The organism is Paenarthrobacter sp. 10L420, assembly GCF_056395385.1.
On record NZ_JBFTJK010000004.1, the window covers coordinates 182,297 to 206,409 of the forward strand.

A 24,113-nucleotide genomic window follows, 5' to 3' on the forward strand; every position below is an offset into this window, starting at 1 on the left:
GACGTGGGGGACCAATGACCAATAGATCAGTGGGTATCAAAGACGTGGCGGCAGAGGCCGGAGTTTCGGTCACCACCGTCTCCCATGTCCTGAACGATGTTGCCTACGCCCGCGTTGGCGCAAGAACGCGGGAGCGGGTCCAGGAGGCTGCGCATCGCCTGGGGTACGGCCCGAACCGGCTGGCCCAGGCCCTGCGGACACAACGTTCAGGGATGATCGGGTTCATCAGCGAGGAAATCGCCACCACGCCGCATGCAGGCAGGATCATCCTGGGCTCAGAGGAAACTGCGAAGCGCCGGGGCTACAACATCATGATCATCAACTCCACCAGCACCAGCTCCCAGGAGTCCAAGGAAAGCCAGGTGGCGGATCTGCTGGACCGGCAAGTGGATGGCATCCTGTACGCCACGATGTATCACCGGAAGCTGGCTGTCCCCAAGAACCTCGCTGGACTGCCTGCAGTCCTGGTGGACTCCGAAGACATCAGCCAAACTGTTTCCTCCGTCATCCCCGACGAAGTGGGCGGGGCAAGGTCCGCAGTGCAGACACTGATCGACGCCGGTCACACCCGGATCGGGATGCTCAACAACACCGACGACGTGCCCGCAACCCACTCCCGGTTGAGGGCTTTCAAGGAGACGTTGGCAGACGCCGGGCTGCCGTTCCACGAAGAACTGGTCCAGTCCGAGATCTCGGAGATGCCCGGTGGCTACCAGGCGGCGCTGCGCCTGCTGAAATCCGAGAACCGGCCAACGGCCGTGTTTTGCTACAACGACCGTATGGCCATGGGTGCGTACCGGGCCGCTGCGGAACTTGGCCTTCGGATTCCAGATGACATCTCCTTCGTCGGTTTCGACAACCAGGAACTCATTGCCGAAAACCTTTACCCAGCGCTGACGACAGTCGCCCTGCCGCACTACGAAATGGGTGCCTGGGCAACGGAAAACCTGATCGATGCCATCGAAGGGAAAACCGACCTGCAGCTGTTCGCTACCCACCCCACCGTTCTTCCATGCCCCATGGTTCTTCGCGATTCCGTCGCTTCCCTCCCGAAAGACCTCCGATGACTGAAACAACAACGCACCGTGCCGCCCCCGGCGAAGACGCCGCCTCAACGATGCGTCCGATACTTCACTACACGGCCAAGAACACCTGGCTGAACGATCCAAACGGACTGGTTTGGCACAACGGCGTCTACCATCTCTTCTACCAAAACAACCCCTTCGACAACGTCTGGGGCAACATGTCCTGGGGGCACGCCACCTCGACTGACCTCCTGCACTGGACTGAACACCCGGTTGCCATCGCCTGCGACGACGAAGAGGACGTCTTTTCCGGCAGCATCGTGGTGGACCACGGCAATACATCAGGATTCGGCACAGACGAAGAGCCGGCGTTGGTGGCCATCTACACGAGCGCCTTCAAGGAAGGCTCGGCGCATCAGGGGACACAGGCCCAGTCCCTCGCGTTCTCCACGGATGGCGGCATGTCGTGGAGCAAATATGCAGGCAACCCGGTGCTTGGCCGCGGCTCGGCCCATTTCCGGGATCCCAAGGTGTTCCGCTACGAGGGATCTGCCGGGTCCTGTTGGGTGATGGTGGCCGTGGAGGCCCAGCATCAGCAGGTTGTCATCTACCGCTCGGCGAACCTCAAGGACTGGGAATACTTGAGCACCTTCGGCCCCGCGAACTCGTCGGAAGGCGAATGGGAATGCCCGGACTTGTTCCCGCTCCCGGTCGACGGGAACCCGGAGAACGTCAAGTGGGTCCTGGTGGTCAACGTCAATCCAGGTGCCGTGGCCGGTGGCTCGGGAGGGCAGTACTTCGTGGGCCACTTCGATGGCGTGCAGTTCACTGCCGATCCTGATTCGCTCGTTTCACCCGGTGCCGACGGAACCATGGATCTCAGGCAATGCCTGTGGCTCGACTGGGGGCGTGACTACTACGCCGCGGTCTCCTTCAGCAACGTCCCGGAGAACCGCCGCATCATGATCGGCTGGATGAACAACTGGGACTATGCCAACTCCTTGCCCACGGCCCCGTGGCGCTCGGGGATGTCGCTTGCCCGCGAGGTTGAACTCGCAACAGTAGACGGTTTGCCGCGCTTGGTGCAGCGTCCGGTGCTGCCTCTGGACTCCGGGGAGCCCGCCAGCCTTATCCAGGATGCCGAACTTCACGACTCCGTGGCGCAACTGCCCGACGCCATGCCGGGATCAGCCCAACTGATCGAGGCTGAGATCCTGCCCGGCTCATGCCGGACCATTTCCTTCAGGCTGCTAGGTGCCCCGGACGGGAGGGCCGCAACGGTTCTCAGCTTTGACGCCGGGACGAGCCAGCTCACCCTGGACCGCCGCAACTCCGGAAACACCGGCTTCCACGAAAAGTTCGCGTCGGCGGAGTCGGCGCCCGTGAAGCTCGACGGCGGCGTGCTGAGGCTGCGTATTATCGTGGATCAATCAGTGGAGGTCTTCGCCCAAGACGGCAGAGTTGTCCTGAGCGATCTTGTTTTTCCCCTGCCCGGGAGCTTCGGCACCGAGCTGCGCGTGGACGGCGGCACCGCCGTTGTGCGGAAACTGGTGGTCAGCTCCTTGTCCTAACCCCGGGGCTTCACGACCAGGATCAAGAGTTCGTGGTCGTGGATCTCGTAGACGATACGGTAATCGCCCACCCTGATTCGCCATTGTCCATCGCCGCCAACGAGTTGGGTCGCTTTGGGCGGCCGTGGAGTGGCCGCCAGGATTTCCACGGTCTTCAACACCCTGACCTGGGCGGATTTGTCCAGTTTGCGGATCTGCTTGGCCGCCGTGGCCGTGTAGGTGATGTTGAAGTCTGCGCTCACGCCTCGATTCCAAGCTCACGCAACAACTCCGCGTGAGTGACGCGTGGTTCTGTTTCGGTCTTCGCTGTGTGTGTATCGGCCAGATCTTCAGCGTCTTCAAGCGCCGCCAGGGCTCGTTCGTAGAAGTCTGGGTCAACAACTACAGCCACTCGGCGGCCACGGCGGGTGATGTGGACGGGTTCCTGCCGCACGGCGTCAATGAGCTCTGACCAGTGCATTCTGGCTTCATTTGCAGTTTTTACGGTCATCCCTCAAACTTACGAAACTTACGATTCGTAAGCAATTGGTGGCTCTAGCGCTGGCCATCCGGTTCGAGGAGACTGTGGGTGTGGACGTTGAATTCCTCACGAACGGATCCTGACATGGCTGTCACCTCACCTTCCAACCTCACTGTCACCACCATTTCGCTGACGATGGCAGATATTGGCCCACTGAACCCCTTGCCGGTGGTGGCCGCGGAGCTCGATCAGCCTTATACGGTGGGGGAGGGCGTGCCGGAAGAGCTCCAAGCGGCCGCTCGCTATGGAGTAGTGCCCAACGTATTCCCGTACCTCATGCAGGATGGCTATAGCCGGGAGGCGGCGCCCAAGGAGCTGCCCGCCGTCGTGCTTGAGAACAGCAAACTCCGGGCGACGATCATACCGTCGCTGGGCGGCCGTATCTGGGAATTGTTCGACAAAGTGACGGGAAAGCAGCTCCTCCACACGCACGACGCGCCGCACCTGGCCAACATCGCGCTGCGCAAGGCGTGGTTCGCGGGCGGTTTGGAGTGGAACATTGGCACGCGCGGCCACTCACCCACCAGTTGCGATCCTCTGCACACCGCGATCGTCCACACTCTGGACGGTAAGCGCATCCTTCGCGTGTGGGAGTTCGAGCGGCTCCGGGAAGTGGTGTTCCAGGTGGACATATGGTTGCCTGCGGAATCGGACGTGCTGTTCGCGGCGGTGCGTATCCGCAACCCCAATGACCATGAGGTTCCCATGTACTGGTGGAGCAACGCGGCCATTCCGGAGACGGACCGCACCCGCGTGATCGCCCCGGCGGACGAAGCATTTGGCAGCGACTACGCCACGGACATCACCCGCGTCCGGCCCACGGACCATAACGGCTACGACGGCACCTGGTTGGTCAACAGCCCGCATGCTGCAGATTTCTTCTTTGATATTGATCCTTCCGAACGGCGCTGGGTTGTAGCTGCGGACCACGACGGCGATGGGCTGGCGATGCTGTCCACCAGCCGGCTGAGGGGCAAGAAGCTTTTCGTTTGGGGACAAGGCCAAGGCGGCAAGCGGTGGCAGCAGTGGTTGAGCCCGGGTGCCGGTCCTTATGCGGAAATTCAAGCCGGGTTGGCGAGAACCCAGTTTGAGCATTTGGCCATGCCGGCGGGTGCGGAATGGTCCTGGGTGGAGGCGTACGGGAACGGGCATCTGAATCCGGACACCGCCCATGGATCGGGCTGGGATGCGGCCGTGGCCCATGCCGGCCAGCGGCTTGAGGAGCTCCTAGCACACGAGGACCTAGAGGCAATGCTGCCCGCCGCGACCACCGATGCTGACGTCCCGCCGTCCACCATGCTGCTCCACGGCAGTGGCTGGGGAGTGGTGGAACGGGCGCGGCGGCGTCGGACGGGCAAGGGCTGGATTGACGAGAGCGGCACCCCGTTCGTCGATGAAAGCATCACCGCCGAGCAGGAACCATGGCTGGACCTTCTGAAGGGAAAAACGTTCGACGGCGCGCCCAGCTTTGTTGCCGGAGCTGACTGGGAGGAGCTGCTGGAGGGACAGGAAAGTCCTGAGGCGCGGTTCCATGTGGCCACGATGAGGCATGCCAGGCAGGACCTGGAAGGAGCCAAGGAGGCGTATCGCGAGGTGCTCGCTGCCCGGGGCGTTCGGCCAGGGACTCTGGCGCTCGCACATCGTGGATTGGGCCTGGCGTTACTGGCCGAGGGGGCGGATCGCGAGGGCCTGGGCGAACTCAGGAGCGGCGTTCAAGCCGACTCCGCCAACACAGCGTTGCTCACCGAGGCAGTGACACTCAGCATCCGCCATGATGATCCGGCCCAGGCGCTGGAACTGCTGGAGTCCGCACCCAGGGAGGGCGCCGCCGTCGGGCGTTTGAGGTTCCTCAGGGCCCTGGCACTGGCCCGGGTGGGCAAGGCGGGCGAGGCCGCAACCATCCTGCGCGAAGGGGTGGAGATACCGGACCTCCGCGAGGGAGAGGATGCCATCGCGGCGCTCTGGGAAGAAGTCTGTCCGGGCGAAGCTGTGCCGTTCAACTACCAATTTGGAATGCACTAGGGGGCTGGGCCGGCAACGCATAGCAGGTTTTCGGCCCGTCACGCTTCGGGCAGCAGGACCAGTTCCAAGAAGCCGCGCAGGGCTTTTGCTACGTCTATCTTGTCCGGGGCCAACAGCCACTGGGTTTGAAGTCCGTCCCACAGGGCCACCAGGGACGTGGCTGCCCACGCTGGATCCACGCCGGGCCGGAGTTTGCCCTCCTGGGCCAAGGCCGAGAAAGAGCGCCTGTAGCTTGCCCGTATGCGTTCGAAGCGTTCGGTGAAGTAATCACGGCCGGGATGGGCATTCGTGATCGATTCCGCGCACAGCACTGTGTAGAGCTCGATGACGCCGGGAATCTTCTCGTTATGGAGCGCCGTGCGAATCACGGCATCCTGAAGCGACTCTTCCTCAGCCGAGGGATTCTCGCTTCCGGTCAGTTCGTCGCGCCACTCCAGGACGCCCATCAGAAGATCGCTTTTTGACGGGAAATAATGCAGGAGGCTGGTCTGGCTCATGCCCGCTTGGTTGGCAACGTCCTGTAGCGAGCCGCCCAAATACCCCTTCGCGGCAAACACGGCGTGGGCGGAGTCGAGGATGAGTCGTCGCTTTTCCTTCGCCTTGGCATAGGGTCCCCGCTTGGCGCTCGCCGTGTCCTTTGTGGTCATGGCAAGCCAGTGTACAGCGGGCGGGGATTGGAATACTGAAATTAGAGTAACTACTCGAAATTTGTGTTAGCGTGGTCACACCCAACCCTGCAGTGGACGCTTGAAGGAGCCACGTGGAATCGACATCTTCGGCCTTGTTTGCCGGCACTTCCTACATCACCCATCCCGGCCCCGGCTCCGGCAATCGCCTGCCGGCCCGCTCCTGGCTACGGAGCGACGCGCCCACGATCCCGCTCAACGGCTTGTGGAGATTCCGGTTGCTGCCCGGTGCGCCCGGAACGCCCGGCGGCAGGGGAGTCCTGCCCGCCGGCGAGCAGGTAGAAGGAGTCGCTGATGAAGGTCTGGACGATTCCGGTTGGGATGAAATCCCGGTTCCTTCCCACTGGGTCCTGGAAGGTGAGGGCCGCTATGGCCGCCCCATCTACACCAACGTCCAGTTCCCTTTTCCCACCGAGCCACCCCACGTGCCGGACGAGAATCCAACGGGCGACTACCGTCGGAACTTCACCATTCCTGCTGACTGGGCAAGTGCGGAGAGGATCGTCTTGCGCTTTGACGGGGTGGAATCCCGCTACAAAGTGTGGGTCAACGGCACAGTAATCGGCGTCGGCACGGGAAGCCGGCTTGCCCAGGAATTCGACGTCACCGAGGCAATCCGGCCCGGGGAAAACGTCCTCGCCGTCCGCGTCCATCAGTGGTCTGCTTCGAGCTACGTCGAGGACCAGGACCAATGGTGGATGCCGGGCATCTTCCGCGACGTCACGCTTCAGGCCCGTCCTCAAGCGGGAATCGACGACGTCTGGTTGCGGACCCCATTTGAAGGCACCAGCGACTCCGGTTCAGGCATCATCGACGCCGAAATTACCGCTGCTCCTGCTGCCTATCCTGTGCGCCTCCGCGTTCCCGAGCTCGATGTTGATGTCACGTGGGAAACTCCGGCGGACGTCGCCCCGGTGGCGATTGCCGCCGTCGAACCCTGGTCCGCGGAAGTCCCGCGGCTGTATGCGGCGACGATCTCCAGCCAGGGCGAAACGGTCTCCTTGAAGATTGGCTTCCGTACTGTAGAGATCAAGGGGGACCAATTCCTGGTGAACGGGCGGCGGGTGGTGTTCCACGGCGTCAACCGGCATGAGACGCACCCGGACCGTGGCCGCGTCTTTGACGAAGATTTTGCCCGCGCAGATCTGGCCATGATGAAGCAGTTCAACGTCAATGCCATCCGCACCAGCCACTACCCTCCGCATCAGCGGCTGCTGGATCTCGCTGATGAAATGGGATTTTGGGTGATCCTGGAATGCGATCTTGAAACACATGGCTTTGAGCGTCATGGCTGGGCCGGAAATCCCAGTGACGATCCCGCCTGGCGTGAGGCGTTGGTGGACAGGATGGAGCGCACCGTTGAGCGGGACAAGAACCACCCCTCAATCGTCATGTGGTCCTTGGGTAACGAGGCAGGAACAGGCGCCAACCTCGCGGCTATGTCCGCCTGGACCCACGCGCGAGACTCCAGCCGTCCAGTGCACTACGAGGGCGACTACGCTGGCGCATACACGGACGTCTACTCGCGCATGTACTCCTCCATCCCCGAAACCGAAGCCATTGGCCGCGACGATTCCGGATCCCTCCTGCTTGGCTGCTCCGCCGCGGAATCGGCGCGCCAACGCAGCAAACCGTTCATCCTGTGCGAGTACGTGCATGCAATGGGCAACGGTCCCGGTGCGATCGACCAATACGAGGACCTGGTGGACCGCTACCCGCGGCTGCATGGAGGCTTCGTGTGGGAATGGCGTGACCACGGGATCCGCACCACCACCGCTGATGGCACAGAGTTCTTCGCCTACGGGGGCGACTTCGGCGAGGTTGTCCACGACGGCAATTTCGTCATGGACGGCATGGTCCTTTCGGACTCGACGCCCAGCCCGGGACTGTTCGAGTTCAAACAGATCGTGGCGCCCCTCCGCTTGGGCTTCGAAACAGCCGTCACCGACGGCGTGACGCGCCCCATGCTCACAGTCGCCAACCTGCGGCACTCGGCGGACGCGTCCGACGTCGTCCTTCGCTGGCGCACCGAAACTGACGGCGAGGCGACCGCGTCCGGAACGTTCGACGTCGTGACCTCCGCTGGCGATCAACTCGCCGCGGGTGACTCCACAGTCATGGAGCTCCCGGAGTTGGCGCTGAAGGCTCTAAGCAGGGTGGAGGCCGGCGAACAGTGGCTCACCGTTGAGGTTGCCCTGCGCAAGGACACCGCGTGGGCTCCCGCCGGCCATGTCATCTCCACTGCACAGTTGGATTGCACTGCGCAGTTGGATGTCAGCGCATCTGCTGCCAGGCGTCCAGCTAAAGCTCCGCGACCACTGTCGTCGGCTGGGCGCGGGGAGACCGGGACAGGTGGCACCTTATCCCTGGGTCCTGCCTCCCTGGGACCTGCCCAGTTCGAGGATGGGCGGCTCGTTGCCCTGGCTGGACTGCCGGTATCCGGCCCGCGCCTGGAGTTGTGGCGAGCACCAACGGACAATGATCGAGGTTCGAATTTCGGCAGCTACGACCTCGGCGACCCCTGGCTCAACAATGGCAACGGCGTCCCGGCTCCGTCCAATCAGAGTGTGTGGCTCAAGGCGGGTCTTGATAGGTTGACGGCCCGCGTCGAGAAAGTGGTGCAGGCCGACGACGGCGTGTTCGTCACCACCCGCTATGCCGCCGCGGACACCGCACATTCTGTTTCCGTGGACGAGCAGTGGCAGGTATCCGGGGGAGAGCTGTGGTTGCGCCTGGATATTGCACCCAGCGCGGGTTGGGACATCGTGTGGCCTCGTCTGGGAGTGCGGTTTGACCTGCCCGGATCAGTGGACGGAGCCTCCTGGTTCGGGACAGGACCCCGGGAATCGTATCCGGACAGCATGCGTGCCGCCCTGGTGGGCCGCTACTCGGCGGCAATCGACGAGCTCAGCGTGAACTACGCCCGGCCGCAGGAGACAGGGCACAGGAGTGCTGTCCGATCCTTGGAACTGCGTAACAGTACGGATCCCTGGGTGACGTTCCACGCACTTCCCGATTCCAGGGATCGACTCCCTGGCTTCACCTTGTCCCGGCATACGGCCCAGCAGGTCACGGGCGCAGCCCATCCGCACGAATTGCCGCAGAGCCGGAACAGCTTCCTCTACCTTGACGCCGCACAGCACGGGCTTGGCTCCAGGGCCTGCGGACCCGACGTCTGGCCGGATTTCGCCCTCAAACCCGAAGCCCGCACCATGGTGTTCAGGATCGCGGCCGCCAGCTAGTAAGAACGCTGCCAGCTAGTAAGAACGCTGGCGGCTAGCAGGAATCCAGTCCGGCCTTCCGTCTGCTTGCCCGCAAGCAGACGGAAGGCCGGACACTTCTCGTGGACACGCTCAGGGCGTCGGAGTGGGCATGGCCGTGAGGGTTGCAGTCGGCGTGGGCGTCGGCGTGGGCGTCGGCGTGGCCGTTATCGTTGCGGTCGACGTGGGTTCGGTAGTTGGGGTCGCCGTGATGGTTGCGGTGGGAACGGCCGTAGCTGTTGGAGCGGGCGACGGCTTGGGGTCGGATGTGGGCGTTGGGGTTGCCGTGGGCGTCGCGGTAGGTTCACTGGTTGGAGTTGCCGTCGGCGCGGCCGTTGGGGTTGGCGTGGCCGTAGCGGATGGTGTTGGCGTGGGTTCGGCGGTGGGCGTGGGGCTGGCCGTTGGGGTCGGCGTCGGCGTAGCACTCGCCGTTGGTGTGGGCTCCGCCGTTGCAGTCGGCGTGGGCGTAGCCGTTGGGGTCGTTGCAAGTTCGGGAGTCGACGGTGCAGCCGGCGTGGGGGCCGACGTCGCCTGCTCGCCAAGCGCGCCGCCGAGCGACCACACCGGAACCTCGCCAACCGGCGTCGTTCCTGTTGCTGGTGAGTAGCTCGTGAGCCTGAGCAGATCCACAGACGACTCTTTATCCAGCGGAATCAGGCTCCACGACGATGGATCCACCAGTATGCCGTTCACAATTGTTTCAAAGTGAAGGTGGCATCCCGTCGACGAACCAGTGGAGCCGACCAACCCGATGACGTCCCCGGCTTGGACTACCTGCCCTTTGCGCACGGCGCTCGCCTGCAGGTGGTTGTACGTGGTGATCAGCCCGTTGCCGTGATCGATTTCTATCCGGTTGCCTCCGCCCCAGGCATGCCAGCCCACCTCGCGCACGTAGCCGTCGTCGGCAGAATGAACTGGGGTTCCACAGGGCGCCGCGAAGTCCTGCCCGGTATGAAATTCACCAGGGGCACCGGTGATGGGACTGGTGCGCAGCCCGAAGGGTGAGCTGGGGCGCAGATTCACCAGTGGGGACATTAAAGTGCCTGGTCCTGGCCGGACATGACCTGACGCAGCGTTACCGACTGATGTTTGCCACCAACCGCTGCCGCTGGAACAAGGGAGTGTCAGCGGACCTTGGGAGTTCAGGAAACCCACGATCTTCTGGGCCAGCTCCCGGTACTTGGTGTAGTGGTCTGGATCCTGGTTGTGCTGTACCTGGTGGATGGCCAGGGTGGAAGGCAGAAGCTGCCAGTCCTTGATGCCCTTCAGAGCTAGGAAGAAACTGGTTGCGCTGATGAATGGATCCATGCGATCGGCATAAGAGCCCCATGCCCCGTTGGCGCGCTGCTGGAACAGCCCACGGGAGTCGGGGCCGGCGCTATCGCCGAAGTCCTTGTTTTCCAGGGAAGATTCGCCAAGCGCGGCTTGTACCCCAAGGATTTGGGCATCGGAGGGAAGGTCCAGTTTTTCCGCCGCCACCATGATGGCCGAAGCATTGCGGAGTTGGAGGTCCGAAGGAGCGCCGATTGTGGACGCCACTCCAAATCCTGAGGCTGTTTGTTGACAGAGCGTCGACGCCAAAGGGTTTGTAGGCGCAGGCTCAGACGTCCCCGAAGTGTTGGTGGCCTGAACCGGAGTGTCATTCGTGGACCGGTTGGCTACGGAAGGCGCGTCCGTCGATGAGTTTGCCCGGATCTGTTGGATGGCCGAGGGCGCCGTGGTGGCTGCTCCAGATTGGAAGCAGCCGAGCAGCACCGCTGCCGCAATAAGCGCTAACGGAAACCGGGCGCGAACACGCAGCCGCGTTGGGCCTTTGTCAGGAGGTTTGCTGTTCACAAATCCCGCTCCTGACATGAGCCCCCGCCCGGCGAAAAGCGTTGGAGGTCCACACCATTGTCTGGATCCGATCACTGCATGTTACGGGTACTGCATGTCTATGGGAATGACAGGCCCACGTCAAGACTTTGCGCCTTCGCAGTGCTCCAAATCCAGATGCTTGGCTAAGTCAAACAAGGTAAGTTGGCATGGTGACCCCCTCCGTGAAGCCTGCCATTGACCGCGCCCCCGGAATCTCCAAGGAGATCGAGGATGCGGCCTGGTATGTGCTGGGCCCGGCACTTCAAGGGAGACCTTCAGCGCTGGACGGACGCACGCTGACGTGGACGGCAGACGCCGCCGGGGAGCTGCTTGAACGCCTTGAGCGTGGGGTGGAAGATTCCAAAGCACCCATGATGACCAATCTCCGGCAAAACCTCGAAGGCGCGTCCCGCGAGGCCAAGCTGCTGGCAGTGGAGTTGCTGTTCCTGCAGTCCTTGCCGCTGGCCCACGAGGTCAAGTCCCTCAGGGTGAAGCGTGCCCGCGTGGCCGAGGCTGCCTCCTGGGTGGAACCGGCCATCGAGTTGCCGGAACAGCTCTACGAGGGCATGACGGACCACGGCGTGATTCGGGACCGTACCGCGGAGTTCAACTGGACCATTTGGGACCACCTGAAATGGCTGTGCCGCTTTGTTGCACACATAGACAGCCAGAGCACGGAAACCATCAACCAGGCCCTTGCCGATCCTTTGAAGTTCCATGAACTTGCGGTCGGAACACCAGAGGACCAGCCGGCCCTGCGCCGCAGCATTGAGTATTTGGTGTGGCCCAGCTACTTCGAGCCCGTGGTGGCTGACGTGGAGCGCCGGGAGATTCGTGACGCTTTCGCCTCACTCGTTGGTGGCGCCGGGGGCGATACCGAAGAGGACGTGACTGCGGACATCCATCGGATCCGGCTGCACCTGGACGAACAAGCCGGCCAGCGCATCGATTGGTACGCACGCCAGCTGGTCAGCCAATGGCGCAAGGTGGGAGACCCCGGCCGCAGATCCTGGTTGCTGCGTACGCATCACGACAACGCTGATTTGCTGGCCGCGTGGGTTGCTGAAGAGAAAGCCACGCTGGATGTTGAGCACCTCCGCTCGCTCACTGCCGGAGTCACTGCGGGCGTGGTCCAGCATGCCGTGGATGAGGATTACAAGCACCTGGGCTACGTAGAGCGCGAGGACACTAAAACCGCGGTCTTCGCATTCCTCACGGTAATGAAACCCGGCGACCTTACGCTCTATCAGCACGCCGGACGCGTTCGGGTCGGCGTGGTCCTCGGTGAGCCCGAACACCATGAGGACAACCGGCGTATTCGCCGCAAGGTTCGCTGGTTCGATGACAGTTACGCCATCACCGAACTTCCGCGCCATGCGCAGCGGCAATTGTCCACGCCCGGCATCATCGTGGATGTCACCAGGGTCATTCAGGCGCTGCAGGAACTCCTGCCGGTGGAAGCCGAAACCGACGGCGAGGACGAAGCGCCGCCCACCGCCGTCGTCGAGGTTGTCCAGCAAGGTTTCCGGCCGCTGACGGAAGAGTTCGCAGCGTCCCTCCACATGGACCTCGAGCCGCTGAAGGAGATCGCCGAACTGCTCGAAGAGAACCGCCAACTGGTTCTTTATGGTCCGCCAGGGACCGGCAAAACGTACCTGGCCAAGCACCTCGCTGCGGAGCTCGCAGGCGACAGCACCGATGAACGAGTGAAGCTGGTGCAGTTCCACCCGTCGTACGCGTACGAGGATTTCTTTGAGGGTTACAGGCCGGACAAGACCGACGACGGCCAGGTCTCCTTCAAGCTCGTGGCCGGGCCGTTGCGCCGGCTCGCAGAGGAAGCCGCCAAGCCGGAGAACGCGCACAAGCCGTACTTCCTGATCATCGATGAGATGAACCGTGCCAACCTGGCCAAGGTCTTCGGCGAGCTGTACTTCCTGCTCGAGTACCGTGACGACCGCATTTACCTGCAGTACAGCCCCAACGAGCCCTTCAGCCTGCCGGACAACCTGTACATCATCGGCACCATGAACACCGCTGACCGCTCCATCGCCATGATGGATGCGGCCATCCGTCGTCGTTTCGCCTTCATCGAACTCCATCCGAAGGTGGAACCGGTCAGGGGTTCGTTGCGGCGCTTCCTTCAAGCGCGTGGTTTGGACACCCTCAACGCGGATCTCTTGGACGCCCTCAACGACGCCATCGACGACTGGGACCGCGACCTGATGATCGGGCCGTCCTACTTCATGAAGAACGCCGCCCAAAACTCCACAGGTCTGCGCCGCATCTGGAAGTACGAGCTGATGCCGTTGCTGGAGGAGCACTACCACGGGCAACTGAACCGCGCGCAGCTTGAGGAACGCTTCGGCCTGGATCAGTTGCTGGGACGACTTGCTGCCCGGTAAGGCCGTCCCGCCACGCCCACGCCGTCCACCCGCAAGCGCCGGCAAGACGCCGGCGGCTGCCGGGACCCGGCACATCGTCATGGACGAGCTCTCACGCGGAGTGGTTGACAAGCTTGACCCCCCAACGGCTGCGTTCATCAATGCCAGTGGGCTGGCCAAGGCCTCACCGATTGGCATGGGCCTCTACAGGATCGAACCCGTGGGCAAGGTCGGATCGGTAAGGACTTCCACTGTCCAGTTGGAGGTCCGCCCCAAGGACCGGCTTGGCCTGAGTCGCTTGCTTTTCCTCCTCAGCTACGCCGGTGATCAAGGGTTCCGCGACCACTCCGTGGAAGCCATTGAGCATCCAGATCTCTGGAGCGCCCTGGCCGAGTCGCTGGCCCAGCTGGCCGACCGTGCCCTGAGCCGCGGCGTCCTTCAGGGCTACCTCACCATCGATGAATCGCTGCGGACCGTCAAAGGCCGCATCCGCATCTCGGACCAGATCTCCCGCAGGCCCGGCATGATGGTGCCCTTGGAAGTGTCCTACGACGAATTCACTGAGGACATCCCTGAAAACCGCATCCTCCGCGCGGCCTTGGAACGAATGGGAAAGGTGCCAGGCGTCCGGGCCGACGTCCTGAGCCGCTTGCGCCAGCTCAAGGGAAAGCTCGACGCCGTCACGCGCCTTCAGTCCGGAGCTCCACTGCCGCCGTGGCGGGCCAACCGCATGAATCTCAGGTACCACGCCGTTCTGCGGCTCTCGGAGGTCATCCTGCGCAATGCCTCGGCCGAGGCCGGGGAAGGGAAGCAGCAGACGGCTTCCTTTGTGGTGGATATGGCACAGGTTTTCGAGGAGTTCGTGGGCACGGCTTTGCGCCATGCGATGACTGCGTACCCGGGGGAGATGCGCCTCCAGTACGGAGCTCTGCTCAATGAGGCAGTCCGGGACACTGATCGCCTGACAGTTCGCCCCGACGCCGTGCATTTCCTTGGCGGCAGGCCGGTGGTGGTTTACGACTCCAAATACACGGCGGCAGGGGATGCCGGCGCTTCGCTGAACGCGGACCATTACCAATTGCTGGCGTACTGCACCGCACTCCGCGTTCCGACGGCATGGCTTGTTTACGCTGGGCCGGGGGAGATGAAGCTGCGCAGGATACTCAACACGGACATTGACATCGTGGAGTATCCCCTGGACCTGTCACTGCCGCCGTCGGAGATCCTGGCCGCCGTGGCGGACCTTGCGGAACAATCCTGGGGCGAGGTTGTGCGTCAGGCTGTGGCGGGACGAACGGCGTCGGACTAGCCTGATAACTAAATCTTCACGGATGGAGGCATCATGGCTCGCAGGAAATCGTGGCGCGATATGAGCAAGGGCCAGCGGATCATGCTCATCGTCAGCGGAGCCATAAATATGGCCCTGCTGGGTGCAGCGCAACGCAGTATCGGCAAGACCCCCGATTCCAGAATCAGGGGAAAGAAGGCGGTGTGGCGTGCTGTTTCGTTCATCAACTTCTTCGGACCGGTGAGCTACTTCCTCTTCGGCCGCCGTCGTGATGCCGCCGTAGCGGGGAGCGCGGGCGCAGCGCGTTAACGCTTAGGCGGGCATCTTCACGAGGAAGGTTGTGCCCCGGCCGGGTTCGCTTTCCAGCGTTATGGTCCCGCCATGCGCTTCGACGATCGCTTTGCTGATGGGCAGTCCAAGCCCGACGCCGGGAATGGTGCTGTTCCGTACGCCGCCGGCACGGAAGAACTTGGTAAAGGCCTCGGACTGCTCTTCTTCGGTCATGCCCATGCCGGTATCGGAGACGCGGCAGAACACGAAGTCCTGCTCCTCCCACGCGGCTACTTCTACATCTGCGCCTTTGGGGGAGTACTTGATGGCGTTTGATACCAGGTTGTCCAGGACCTGGGCTATGCGTGAGGAGTCCACATGGGCTTCCAAAGAGTCAGGGACATCCATGGACAACCGGATGCCCGCCTTGGCAGCGCGGGGACCGGCAGAACTCACACTTCCCCGCACCAGTTCAGCCACGTCCACTGTGTGCGGCTGAATGATCATGTGGCCCGACCGCACTGCCAACAAATCGGACACCAGGGTAAGCAACCTTTCGGCGTTCCGCCGGACGATATCCAGCTGCCTGCGCGAGGAAGGATCGAGGGACCGGGGATCATCCAGCAGAAGCTCCACATAACCAAGGATGGACGTCAGCGGCGTTCGGAATTCGTGGGAGACGTTGGCCACGAAGTCGTCCTTGGCGGCCAGGGCATTGACCAGGTCCGTGACGTCGCTGAAGACGACGACCGAGCCGGCGAAGTTCCCGGCGTCGTCAACCATGGGGCGGGCACTTGTGGTGAACGCACGCTGCTCTGCTCCGGAACCAAGCCACACGAGCTGGTCTGTGAACCTTTCGCCCAGAACCGCGCGCCGGACTGGACGGCGGTCGACGGGCAACGGCGTGGTCCTGTCCTGGTCGAAGACGAGCAGCTGGGATTCGTTCGGATCGTCGTTGCCTGCAGGAGTTGCCAGGGAGTGCGTGTGTCTTTGGCGGCGGTTCATGAGGATGTCATGACCGTCGCCATCCACGGCCACCACACCCAGCGGCAGGGCTTCCATGACGGTGTTGAGCAGCCGTTCCTGTTTGGTTCGGATGTCCAGGGCTGTCTTTAGTTCCTCGTCCTTTTGCTCCAAGGCCCGCTGCTGGCGGACCATGCTTAGCGTCAGCACGCTCACGGACACGCCGATGCCAAGCATCAGGATGGGGAAGAGCAGGGGCTTGGTGAGGTCCCGCTCCGTTAGTGATCCATTGACGAACAAGGGGGCCCACACGATGCAAAGCGGACCCACGAATGACATGGCAATGGCCAGTCTTGGGTACAGGCCGGATGCACAGAGCCAAATGACTGGCAGGACCACCAGGACGCTGAGTCCCGTGAGCGATTCCTGTCCTCCTTCCCTGCCGAAGGAAATTGAGACCATGTCCAGGATCGGTATCGCCAGGAAGCTGGGGAACGGGAGCCGGTGCCAGGGCACAATGACGCACACCGCCAACAGGAAGGCCTGGCTCAGCAGGAAGAGGAGAAACAGGGGATTCTCGAGGGTGGCCGGAAAAAAGAGCCACACCAGAATCGCCGAAATGCAGACACAGACAGACAGCGGCAATTGGCTGAGAACCACCCTCATTCGCAGGGTGTGTTCGTGGAAAGAGCGCCGAAAAACCAGGAGTTTTTTCTTCTCCCCAAGATCCCAGGTGGTTGGGCGGGTCACGGCGCAACCACCGGGAATGCAGAAGAAAGTCGGTTCATGAGATCAGCCTAACCATAATGGTTATACTTCGAAGGGTTATCGAAGGGGCTGAGGGGCAGCGATGAGTGAAGTACGTGTGGGGCTGGTCATTGAAGATGACCAGGATATTCGCGAATTGGTGCGTGTGGTCCTTTCGCAAGCGGGGTTTGACGTCCATGTTGCATCCACTGGATCCGCGGGCGTCACGTCAGCCCGTGAACTGAATCCTGACGTCATAACGCTGGATCTGGGCCTTCCCGACATCGATGGCTTCGAGGTGGCACGGCAGATCAGGAAATCCTCGGACGCCTACATCATCATGCTCACCGCCCGGGCGGAGGAACTGGACACCCTCATGGGCCTTGAGGCCGGCGGTGATGATTACCTGACCAAGCCGTTCCGTCCGCGCGAACTTCGCGCCCGCGTCGAGGCCATGATGCGAAGGCCCCGCGCGTCGTCGGAGTCCAAGGCAGCCGTGGAAGAAACTGACCCGGAAATGAGCCACAACGGCCTTGCCGTTTCGGCAGGTTCCCGGACGGCAGTCCTGAACGGCAAGGAACTGAGGCTGACACGCACCGAATTCGACCTCCTGCTTGCCCTCCTTGAGACCGGCAGGATCGTGCGGACCAAGGCAGATCTGGCGCGGCGACTCCGCAACGAACCCTACGACGTCGGCAGTTACGTCAGCGACGCCGACGAACGTGCCGTTGAGGTACATATGGGCAACCTGCGCAAGAAACTTGGCGACAGCATCCAGAACCCGCGCTGGCTCGAGACCGTGCGCGGCGTTGGGTACCGGCTGGCGCCGCTGGCTCAGGGCAGCTGAGCTGCGCCACTGGGGACGGCTGGGGTGCCAGCCGCCTGGGCGCGATTCTGCGATGCTGTTCGGTTCGTGGTGGTACCTACGGCAATGGGTTTAGCCTTCGCACTCGATGCAGTATGAGTGGCCGTTGGCTTCGCGTGCCAATTGGGACCGGTGCCGGACCAAGAAGCAGGAGTAACAGGTGAATTCGTCCTCGGCCTGGGGAATGACCTGAACGATGAGTTCCTCGGAGACAATTTCACCGCCGGGCGTCAAGCCCTCATCGAACGCATCGGCCTCGTCCAATTCCGTGACGACGCTGCGGGCATCGGGTGCGTTGGCAGACTTCAGTGCCTCCAGCGAGCGGTCCTGGGATTCCTTAACGTCGGAGCGGACTTCGTCGTAATCAGTTGCCACTTAGGTGATTCTCTTTTCTGGTGTTCGATTCTGACGACACTGCAACGCGCACCGTGGCGACATTGTTCCCGGGGATAAAAATTCGCCGCGTCTTGGCCGGATTCTCCCGCGCGGACCCCATTGTCCAACAAGCCGTTGCACAATTGCCGTGGGGGCATGTCGTCGTTCTTTTGGACAAGACAGACACTCGACGACATGACGAATGTGCGCCGGAGCCCTGATTTGCAACATCGTTTGTTCGATCTTCCGGCAGACCGCCGGACGTGGTGGCTCAGAACCGCCCGAGTCCAGCCGGGTGCTCGAAACCTATACGGGCGAGTGCGCAGCCACGGATGCGCGTTCTACGGTGGGGCACGCAATCTTCACTGCGGAGTCGATGGGTGCTTCGTCCAAGCCCAGCAGCATGCGTACTCCTGCCGCCCCGAGTTCGTAGTGCGGCAGTGACACTGTGGACAGCGGCGGCCGAAGGTGGGCTGCGATGACTTCCTGGTTGTCGAATCCGACCACGGCAATGTCGTCAGGGATGGACAGCCCGTGTTCCCGCAGTCCGTCGTAGAGTCCCATGGCCATGCGGTCGTTGTAGCAGTACACGGCGGTGACCTTGCGTTTGAGCAGCTCTTCGGTGGCGCCGTATCCGCCTTCCTGGTCGGGGTAGGCTTCCATGACCAGGTCAGGGTCAAACCCAATGCTCGCGGCAGCCAACGCGTCTTTGTAGCCCTGGAGCCGTCCGTCTTTTGCCGGTGCGGGGATGGTGGCATTGATGAAGGCGATGCGTCGGTGGCCGGCGTTGAGCAGTATCTCCGTGGCGGAGTGCCCGCCCTGTGCTTCGTCGGGGACGACAGCGCGGGCTGCCCCGGGCTCTGTAGCGAAGCAGTTGACGAGGACGAAGTCCGCCTCACGCAGGGTTTCCGGGATGTCGGTCGGCCGGTGGAACCACGTCGAGTACAGGATGCCGCGTACCTTGTATTCCAGCATCATGGCGATCGCGTCCTTTTCCAGGTCGCGGTTGCCCTCGGTGTTGGCGATCAGCAGGGCGTACCCGTGTTTCCATGCTTCGTCCTGCGCGCCGTGGATAATCTGGCCGGCGAAGGGGGTTGTGGCGACGCCGTCTGCCACCAGCCCGATGAACCGTGAGGTGCCGCTGACCAGGGTCTTGGCCATTGCATTGGGGCGGTATCCAAGCTGCCGGATTGCGTCCTGGACGCGTTGACGCGTCTTATCTGCAATGCGGGCATTCTTCTTCTGGTTGATGACCAGGGAGACCGTGGCAGTGGACACGCCGGCCGCTTCAGCAACTTCGCGGAGGGTAACCGGATGCGCGCGGCCTATTTTGACAGGAACGTCGGGGGTGGCCGCGTTGCCCGAATTTTTCTTCTGCGAAATCATTTGCCCTCCATCGGGAGTATATCCGGCTGGTATGGGCATCACCCCTTCGTCGCCCCGCTCTCGAGGCCTTGGATCATCGCCTTGTTCAGCACGAGAAACACCAGCAGCAGGGGCGTGATCGTGACGCAGACCGCGGCAAAGGTGGCCGTCCAGTCGGTTTTTCCCATGGCTCCGATGTAGTTTTGCAGGCCCAGTGGGATCGTCTTGAGTCCCTCAGAGAGGACGAACGTGTTGGCGAAGATGAAATCGTTCCAGATGAAGATGCTGTTGACCAGAACGACTGTGACCACAGTATTCACGGAGAGGGGGAGGGTGATAAGCCCAAAGATCCGGTATGGGCCCGCGCCGTCCAGCGAGGCGGCTTCGTATGTCTCGCGAGGGATGTATTCAAAGAAGGAGGAGAAAAGGTAGATCGACATCGGAAGAGCGAATCCCGCCAGGGGAATGATCATCGACGGGTAGGTGTCGAGTAGGTTAACGGTCGAGTAGTCGATGAAAAGCGGTACCAGCGCGATCTGCACGGGCACGATGATGCCAATCAAAAACAAGCTGCGGACGAACTTGCTGAACCGAAAGCCGAGGACCTGCAGGGCATAGGCCGCCATCATGCCCAGAAGCACGATCAGCAGGTTGGCGCCCATCGTGACAATGAAACTGTTGACGATGTTCATCCCGAGATTGCCGGTCTCGAACGCGCGGGCGTAGTTATCGAATGTGATCGCCTTGGGCAGGGCAAACGGGTCGCCCGTAGCGAAGTCATTTTCGGTGCGCAGACTGGTGATGAAAAGCCATGCGAGCGGGTAGACCTGCACGATGACGATGAGCGCGATGAGGACCTTTGACAGGGTGCCGTGCAGGCTTCGTTTGCGCCTGCGCCACGTGGGCAGTGGTGGCCTGCTTTCTGATGTTGCAGGGGGCCTAGTGATCCGAGCTGCTTGCGCGGTCATGCGTCCGCCTTTCGTTTGAGCATGAGAAGGATGAGTCCGACGGCGACCAGGCACTCGACGACGATAAATACCGAGATGGTGCTGGCGTAGCCGAAGTCAGTGCTGGTGAAAGCTGTCTTGTACATGTAGGTGGTCAGCAGTTCCGAGGACTGTCCGGGGCCGCCGTTGGTCATCAGATAGGGGATGTCGAATCCGCGCAGGCCGTAAGTGGTCGCCATGATCGTGGTGGTGATCCACACGGGCCGGATGTGCGGGAAGCGGATCTTGGTGAACAGTTGCCACCGTGACGCACCGTCGAGGCGGGCGGCTTCCTCAAGTTCCTGCGGAACGGATAGCAAGGCCGCGTAAATGATGAGCATGTACAGCCCCGTGAAGCGCCAGCCTTCCGGTACCGATACTGCCGTGAGGACGGTGTTCACGTCTGAGAGCCATGCGTGTTCAAGGGTGCCGAGGCCGATCCACTGCAGCACCTGGTTGAGCAGACCCACCGGGTCGATCGAGTAGATCCGCACGAAGAGGAATGCGATAGCCACGGTGGAGATCACGGCCGGCAGCAGGTAAAGAGTCTTAATTAGTTCGCGGCCGCGGCGTAGAGAGGTGAGTAGGGTGGCGACAAGCAGCGCACCGCCGAGCTGCAGGACCAGACAGATGAACAGGTAGCCGAGTGCATTGAAGAAGGAACGCCAGAAGACGTCGTCGCCGGTGAACATCCGTAGGTAGTTGGCGAGGCCGACGAACTCCATGTCGCTGATGCCGTTCCAGGAGAAGAAGCTGAGGAACAGGGACTGGAGGATGGGGAACAGTACGGCGGCGCCGTAGAGCAGCAGGGGTGGGAGCAGGAAAACCAGGACTGAGAGTCGAGACCTGTTGGGGAGCATGGTGGGGCCTTTCGGATGGGGGGCCGAAGCCCCCCACCGCTATGTGTTATTTGAAGAACTTCGGTGCGTTCTGCGCGATGGTGCTGTCCATCGTGCTGGTGAACTGTTCCGGCGTGATGTCGCCTTGGACGAGGAGCACGAGTTCTTGCTTGAGCCGTGAGTCAGTTGTCGGGTCCAGCTGGGTATCCCACGGCATGGCCTGCTGATCTCCCAGGTCGTTTGCCGTCTCGAGGGCCTTCTTGTACAGGGGAGTCGCATTGGCCGGGGTGGCGGTCTGCACGTTGGTCGTCGGTGAAAGAGCGCCGGTCGCCGCATACTCGGAAGGGTATTTCGTCAGGGCAAACTTGAGGAAGTCGCTGACGAGCGGGTCGTAGGTCTTGGCATTGACAGCCATGCCGATTCCGGACGGCGAGACGTATTCGTTGGCAGCGGTGACGGATCCTTCAGTTGTCGGGAGGGTGAGGAAATCAATATTGTCCCGAACTGCCGGGTTCAGCTTGTCAGTCGCCAGGCTTGGCAATTCCCACGTGCCGATGTTGTACATCGCTGCCTTCCCGGAGGTGAAAACGTTCTGGGCGTCGGAGTAGCCCTGGGAGGAGAAGCCATCCTGGAAGCACTTGTTTTTGCCCAGGGCAGCCAGCCAGTCAACGGCCTTCTTCCCGGCCGCGTCAGAGAACTTCGCGTTGCCCTTCTTCAGCTTCTGGAGGAAGTCGGGACCCGCTGTCCTGAACGGCTGGTAGGCCATGTAGCGTTCCAGGGGCCACTGGTCCTGCCCGTCGATGGCGATCGGGGTGATTCCCGCGTTGCGCAGTGCGGTGCACATCGCGGGGATGTCGTCCAGCGACTTCGGTACCGGGACGCCAGCCTGCTGCAGCAAGGCCTTGTTGTACCAGATGAACTCCAGTTCGAATTGGAACGGGATCATGTACAGCGATCCGTCGTCGAATCGCTGGTAGTTCAGGGCGTTGGGTCGGTAGTTGTCATACACGCCCAGGTCTTTGAGCAGCTTTTCCGCGTCAACCATCTTGCCCTGCTTGGCAAGCTGTTGGGCGAACGGTGTGGCATCCGTGTCGAAAAGCTCGGGAAGCTTGTTCGCGGCGGCGAGGGTCTCGAGTTTCTGGATATATGAGGGGCGGTCCGGGGTGGTGATGAGGTTCAGCGAGAAGCCCGGGTGGTCCTTGGCATAGTCGTCCGCGACCTTCTTCATGATGTTGATTACTGCCCCGTCCGCTGGGCGAGAGAGCAGCCATGAGATTTCCCTCGGTTTGATCTCGCCGGTGGGCCTCACATTGGCAGGGCCGCCGGCCCCTCCCCCGGCGCAGGCGGCCAGGGACAGCGCAGCTATGGCCGCGACCGCAGCCGTGCGAATCAGTTTCTTCATGGAACAATCTCCTTTGATTTGAGCCGAAAGTGGTGGTGTTTAGTTGTCTGTGCGTTTACGTATCTGAAGTTCGGTAAGAGCAGCGGAGCCCTCCCCGGTGAAGATGCCTATCCGCCCCACCGGCAAGTCGTAGATCCGGGTGCTGAGGGCGACCTGCCGATCAACAACGGCAACGCACAGGTCCCCGTCGACGATGACTTCCAGCGTGTGTTCGCCGGGAGGCAGGTGGCAGGGGCGTTCCAATTCGATGTCGAACGGGATGTCCCCGGAGACATGCCACTGCGCATCGCCGGTGATCTTCCTTGGCCACCGGTCGAAAACCATGCGCCCGCGCTTCGGTTCCAGGCGCAGGACGTAGGACTGATCCCCGTCCTGGCTTGATCGGAGCAACAGCCCGCATTCGGTGGTGTTGGGGTCAATGTCCAGTACTGCCTTGGCGTAAAACTGGCTGGGCAGTTCTTCTTCGGACACGATGGCGGTGTACCCGTCCGGTACGTCCAGTCGTGTGGGCAGTTCGGCTGGCAGGGTTACCGGGACGTCTTCCCAGAAGCTGTCTACGAGTTCGTCGGCGAAGGAGAATCCCAGTGTTCCGTCGGGGTTCTGGCGTGCTTCCAGGACGGACATCGTGCCGGCCCACTGCCAGGGACCGTCGTCGGTGTTGCCTTCCTTGCTTGCGATCCATCCAAAGAAGAAGCGGCGACCATGGCGCTCTGCGGACTTGGATGCGTAGAAGGCGCGGCCGTCGACGCTGTCAAGATTGGGTACGGTCCACGGGCCGTCGGGGCTCTTGGCCATTCGGTAGCGGGTTGTGAACGATTCGGAAAACTCGGAGTACACCATGTACCACCAGTCGCCCCAGGAGAAGACGTCGGGGCACTCATGGGTGATGTAGCGGCGCGGGTCCCAGAATGGTTCGGTGTGCTGCCACGTCATGAGATCAGTGGACACGCACTGTGCGATGACGCCTCGGCGCCGTTCCGGTCCGGCGGAGTGGCGTGCCGCCAGCAGCATCCTCCACTGGCCTTTGCTTTCATCGCGAAACACGAAGGGATCCCGCCAGTCACCGGACTCGTAGCCGTCCGGGGCGCCGAATGTGAGTTCCGGATGCTTTACCCAGCTCCGCATGTCATCCGTGCTCGTGGCGTGCATAACCAGCTGCAGGGGCGCGCCGTCGGGGCCGAGGTTCCGGGGGTTGTGGCCGGTATAGAAGAGGTGATGGACGCCGGTGTCGTCGACGACGATGCTGCCTGTGTAGGCGTTGAAGTCCACGTCGGTTTCGCTGCCGTGATGCAGGGATACGCCGTGGTTCTCAAACTCCGTGAGGTCCTTGGTGGTGACCAGATTCCATGAAGTGCCGGGTTTCGGGTCCGTACGGTCTTCGTGAAGGTAGAAGAGCCAGAACTCGCCGTCCTTTTCGAAGGGGATGAGGTCCCCAACCCATCCGTTGGCGGGTTGGAAGAAGACTGAGCGTTTCATCTGCGCTGATGTCCATTCTGCTAAAGCGTTTGATCACTAGTAAGTTAGCGTTAATCGTGAGGGTGGTCAAGCGTTTTAGCAAAAGTTGTTTCGCGCCTTCTATGGTCTAGTTTCGGGGCGGGGCATGGACCGACTCGACCTTTATGACTCGGCCAGCTGCTTTGTTGAGTCACAGTTGTTTTGGTTGCTGGCGATCTTGCTTGCTCGGCGGCCGA

Annotated in this window: 19 protein-coding genes; 8 read left to right on the forward strand and 11 right to left on the reverse strand. The window is 62.0% G+C overall.

Going from position 1 to position 24,113, the window contains the following annotated elements; translation table 11 throughout:
• Positions 1–14 precede the first annotated feature (14 nt).
• The gene (locus AC1DD5_RS09200) at positions 15–1,067 is read left to right on the forward strand and encodes a LacI family DNA-binding transcriptional regulator (protein WP_442018288.1); all 1,053 of its coding nucleotides are present in this window, start codon (positions 15–17) and stop codon (positions 1,065–1,067) included.
• The gene (locus AC1DD5_RS09205; RefSeq protein WP_477521200.1) at positions 1,064–2,596 is read left to right on the forward strand and encodes a glycoside hydrolase family 32 protein; all 1,533 of its coding nucleotides are present in this window, start codon (positions 1,064–1,066) and stop codon (positions 2,594–2,596) included. The genes AC1DD5_RS09200 and AC1DD5_RS09205 overlap by 4 nt, the downstream gene beginning before the upstream one ends.
• On the opposite strand, the gene AC1DD5_RS09210 is transcribed toward AC1DD5_RS09205, so the two are convergent.
• Entirely contained in the window at positions 2,593–2,838 is a 246-nt protein-coding gene (locus AC1DD5_RS09210; protein WP_477521201.1) for a type II toxin-antitoxin system RelE family toxin, read from the reverse strand. The two genes, AC1DD5_RS09205 and AC1DD5_RS09210, sit on opposite strands and share 4 nt — an antisense overlap.
• Positions 2,835–3,086 carry a type II toxin-antitoxin system prevent-host-death family antitoxin gene (locus AC1DD5_RS09215; protein ID WP_477521202.1) on the reverse strand — a complete coding sequence of 84 codons (252 nt, stop codon included), beginning with the start codon at positions 3,084–3,086 and terminating at the stop codon, positions 2,835–2,837. Before AC1DD5_RS09215 ends, AC1DD5_RS09210 begins: the two co-directional genes overlap by 4 nt.
• Positions 3,087–3,200: 114 nt before the next feature.
• Between AC1DD5_RS09215 and AC1DD5_RS09220 the strand changes: the two genes are divergently transcribed.
• The gene (locus tag AC1DD5_RS09220; protein WP_477521203.1) at positions 3,201–5,138 is read left to right on the forward strand and encodes a DUF5107 domain-containing protein; all 1,938 of its coding nucleotides are present in this window, start codon (positions 3,201–3,203) and stop codon (positions 5,136–5,138) included.
• A gap of 38 nt (positions 5,139–5,176) precedes the next feature.
• On the opposite strand, the gene AC1DD5_RS09225 is transcribed toward AC1DD5_RS09220, so the two are convergent.
• Positions 5,177–5,785, reverse strand: coding sequence for a TetR/AcrR family transcriptional regulator (locus AC1DD5_RS09225; RefSeq protein WP_477521204.1), 609 nt, complete (start codon positions 5,783–5,785; stop codon positions 5,177–5,179).
• A gap of 113 nt (positions 5,786–5,898) precedes the next feature.
• Between AC1DD5_RS09225 and AC1DD5_RS09230 the strand changes: the two genes are divergently transcribed.
• Complete coding sequence (locus tag AC1DD5_RS09230) at positions 5,899–9,066, forward strand: glycoside hydrolase family 2 TIM barrel-domain containing protein (RefSeq protein ID WP_477521205.1); 3,168 nt, start codon at positions 5,899–5,901, stop codon at positions 9,064–9,066.
• A 111-nt stretch (positions 9,067–9,177) separates the two neighbouring features.
• On the opposite strand, the gene AC1DD5_RS09235 is transcribed toward AC1DD5_RS09230, so the two are convergent.
• Complete coding sequence (locus AC1DD5_RS09235) at positions 9,178–10,623, reverse strand: M23 family metallopeptidase (protein WP_477521206.1); 1,446 nt, start codon at positions 10,621–10,623, stop codon at positions 9,178–9,180.
• 485 nt (positions 10,624–11,108) lie between these two features.
• Here AC1DD5_RS09235 and AC1DD5_RS09240 point away from each other — a divergent pair, with 485 nt between their 5' ends.
• The 3 genes from AC1DD5_RS09240 (at position 11,109) to AC1DD5_RS09250 (ending at position 14,919) form a co-directional block, all read left to right on the forward strand.
• Positions 11,109–13,343, forward strand: coding sequence for an McrB family protein (locus AC1DD5_RS09240; protein WP_477521207.1), 2,235 nt, complete (start codon positions 11,109–11,111; stop codon positions 13,341–13,343).
• A 79-nt stretch (positions 13,344–13,422) separates the two neighbouring features.
• Positions 13,423–14,631, forward strand: a complete 1,209-nt coding sequence (locus AC1DD5_RS09245) for a 5-methylcytosine restriction system specificity protein McrC (protein ID WP_477521208.1) — start codon at positions 13,423–13,425, stop codon at positions 14,629–14,631.
• A 33-nt stretch (positions 14,632–14,664) separates the two neighbouring features.
• The gene (locus AC1DD5_RS09250) at positions 14,665–14,919 is read left to right on the forward strand and encodes a PLDc N-terminal domain-containing protein (protein WP_477521209.1); all 255 of its coding nucleotides are present in this window, start codon (positions 14,665–14,667) and stop codon (positions 14,917–14,919) included.
• Positions 14,920–14,922: 3 nt separating this feature from the next.
• On the opposite strand, the gene AC1DD5_RS09255 is transcribed toward AC1DD5_RS09250, so the two are convergent.
• Entirely contained in the window at positions 14,923–16,593 is a 1,671-nt protein-coding gene (locus AC1DD5_RS09255) for a sensor histidine kinase (RefSeq protein ID WP_477521210.1), read from the reverse strand.
• A 100-nt stretch (positions 16,594–16,693) separates the two neighbouring features.
• On the opposite strand from AC1DD5_RS09255, the gene AC1DD5_RS09260 reads away from it, so the two are divergent.
• Entirely contained in the window at positions 16,694–17,437 is a 744-nt protein-coding gene (locus AC1DD5_RS09260) for a response regulator transcription factor (protein WP_477521211.1), read from the forward strand.
• Positions 17,438–17,527: 90 nt separating this feature from the next.
• On the opposite strand, the gene AC1DD5_RS09265 is transcribed toward AC1DD5_RS09260, so the two are convergent.
• The 6 genes from AC1DD5_RS09265 to AC1DD5_RS09290 all read right to left on the reverse strand — a co-directional run bounded on the left by AC1DD5_RS09265 (position 17,528) and on the right by AC1DD5_RS09290 (position 23,898).
• The gene (locus AC1DD5_RS09265) at positions 17,528–17,830 is read right to left on the reverse strand and encodes a DUF4193 domain-containing protein (protein ID WP_442005868.1); all 303 of its coding nucleotides are present in this window, start codon (positions 17,828–17,830) and stop codon (positions 17,528–17,530) included.
• Between the two features lie 306 nt (positions 17,831–18,136).
• Positions 18,137–19,216, reverse strand: a complete 1,080-nt coding sequence (locus AC1DD5_RS09270; protein ID WP_477521212.1) for a LacI family DNA-binding transcriptional regulator — start codon at positions 19,214–19,216, stop codon at positions 18,137–18,139.
• 38 nt (positions 19,217–19,254) lie between these two features.
• Positions 19,255–20,163 carry a carbohydrate ABC transporter permease gene (locus AC1DD5_RS09275; protein WP_477521213.1) on the reverse strand — a complete coding sequence of 303 codons (909 nt, stop codon included), beginning with the start codon at positions 20,161–20,163 and terminating at the stop codon, positions 19,255–19,257.
• The gene (locus tag AC1DD5_RS09280) at positions 20,160–21,041 is read right to left on the reverse strand and encodes a carbohydrate ABC transporter permease (RefSeq protein WP_442005871.1); all 882 of its coding nucleotides are present in this window, start codon (positions 21,039–21,041) and stop codon (positions 20,160–20,162) included. The genes AC1DD5_RS09275 and AC1DD5_RS09280 overlap by 4 nt, the downstream gene beginning before the upstream one ends.
• A gap of 46 nt (positions 21,042–21,087) precedes the next feature.
• Positions 21,088–22,422: an ABC transporter substrate-binding protein gene (locus AC1DD5_RS09285; RefSeq protein WP_477521214.1), complete on the reverse strand. Its 1,335-nt coding sequence runs from the start codon at positions 22,420–22,422 to the stop codon at positions 21,088–21,090.
• A gap of 39 nt (positions 22,423–22,461) precedes the next feature.
• Positions 22,462–23,898 carry a glycoside hydrolase gene (locus tag AC1DD5_RS09290; protein WP_477521215.1) on the reverse strand — a complete coding sequence of 479 codons (1,437 nt, stop codon included), beginning with the start codon at positions 23,896–23,898 and terminating at the stop codon, positions 22,462–22,464.
• Positions 23,899–24,113 lie beyond the last annotated feature (215 nt).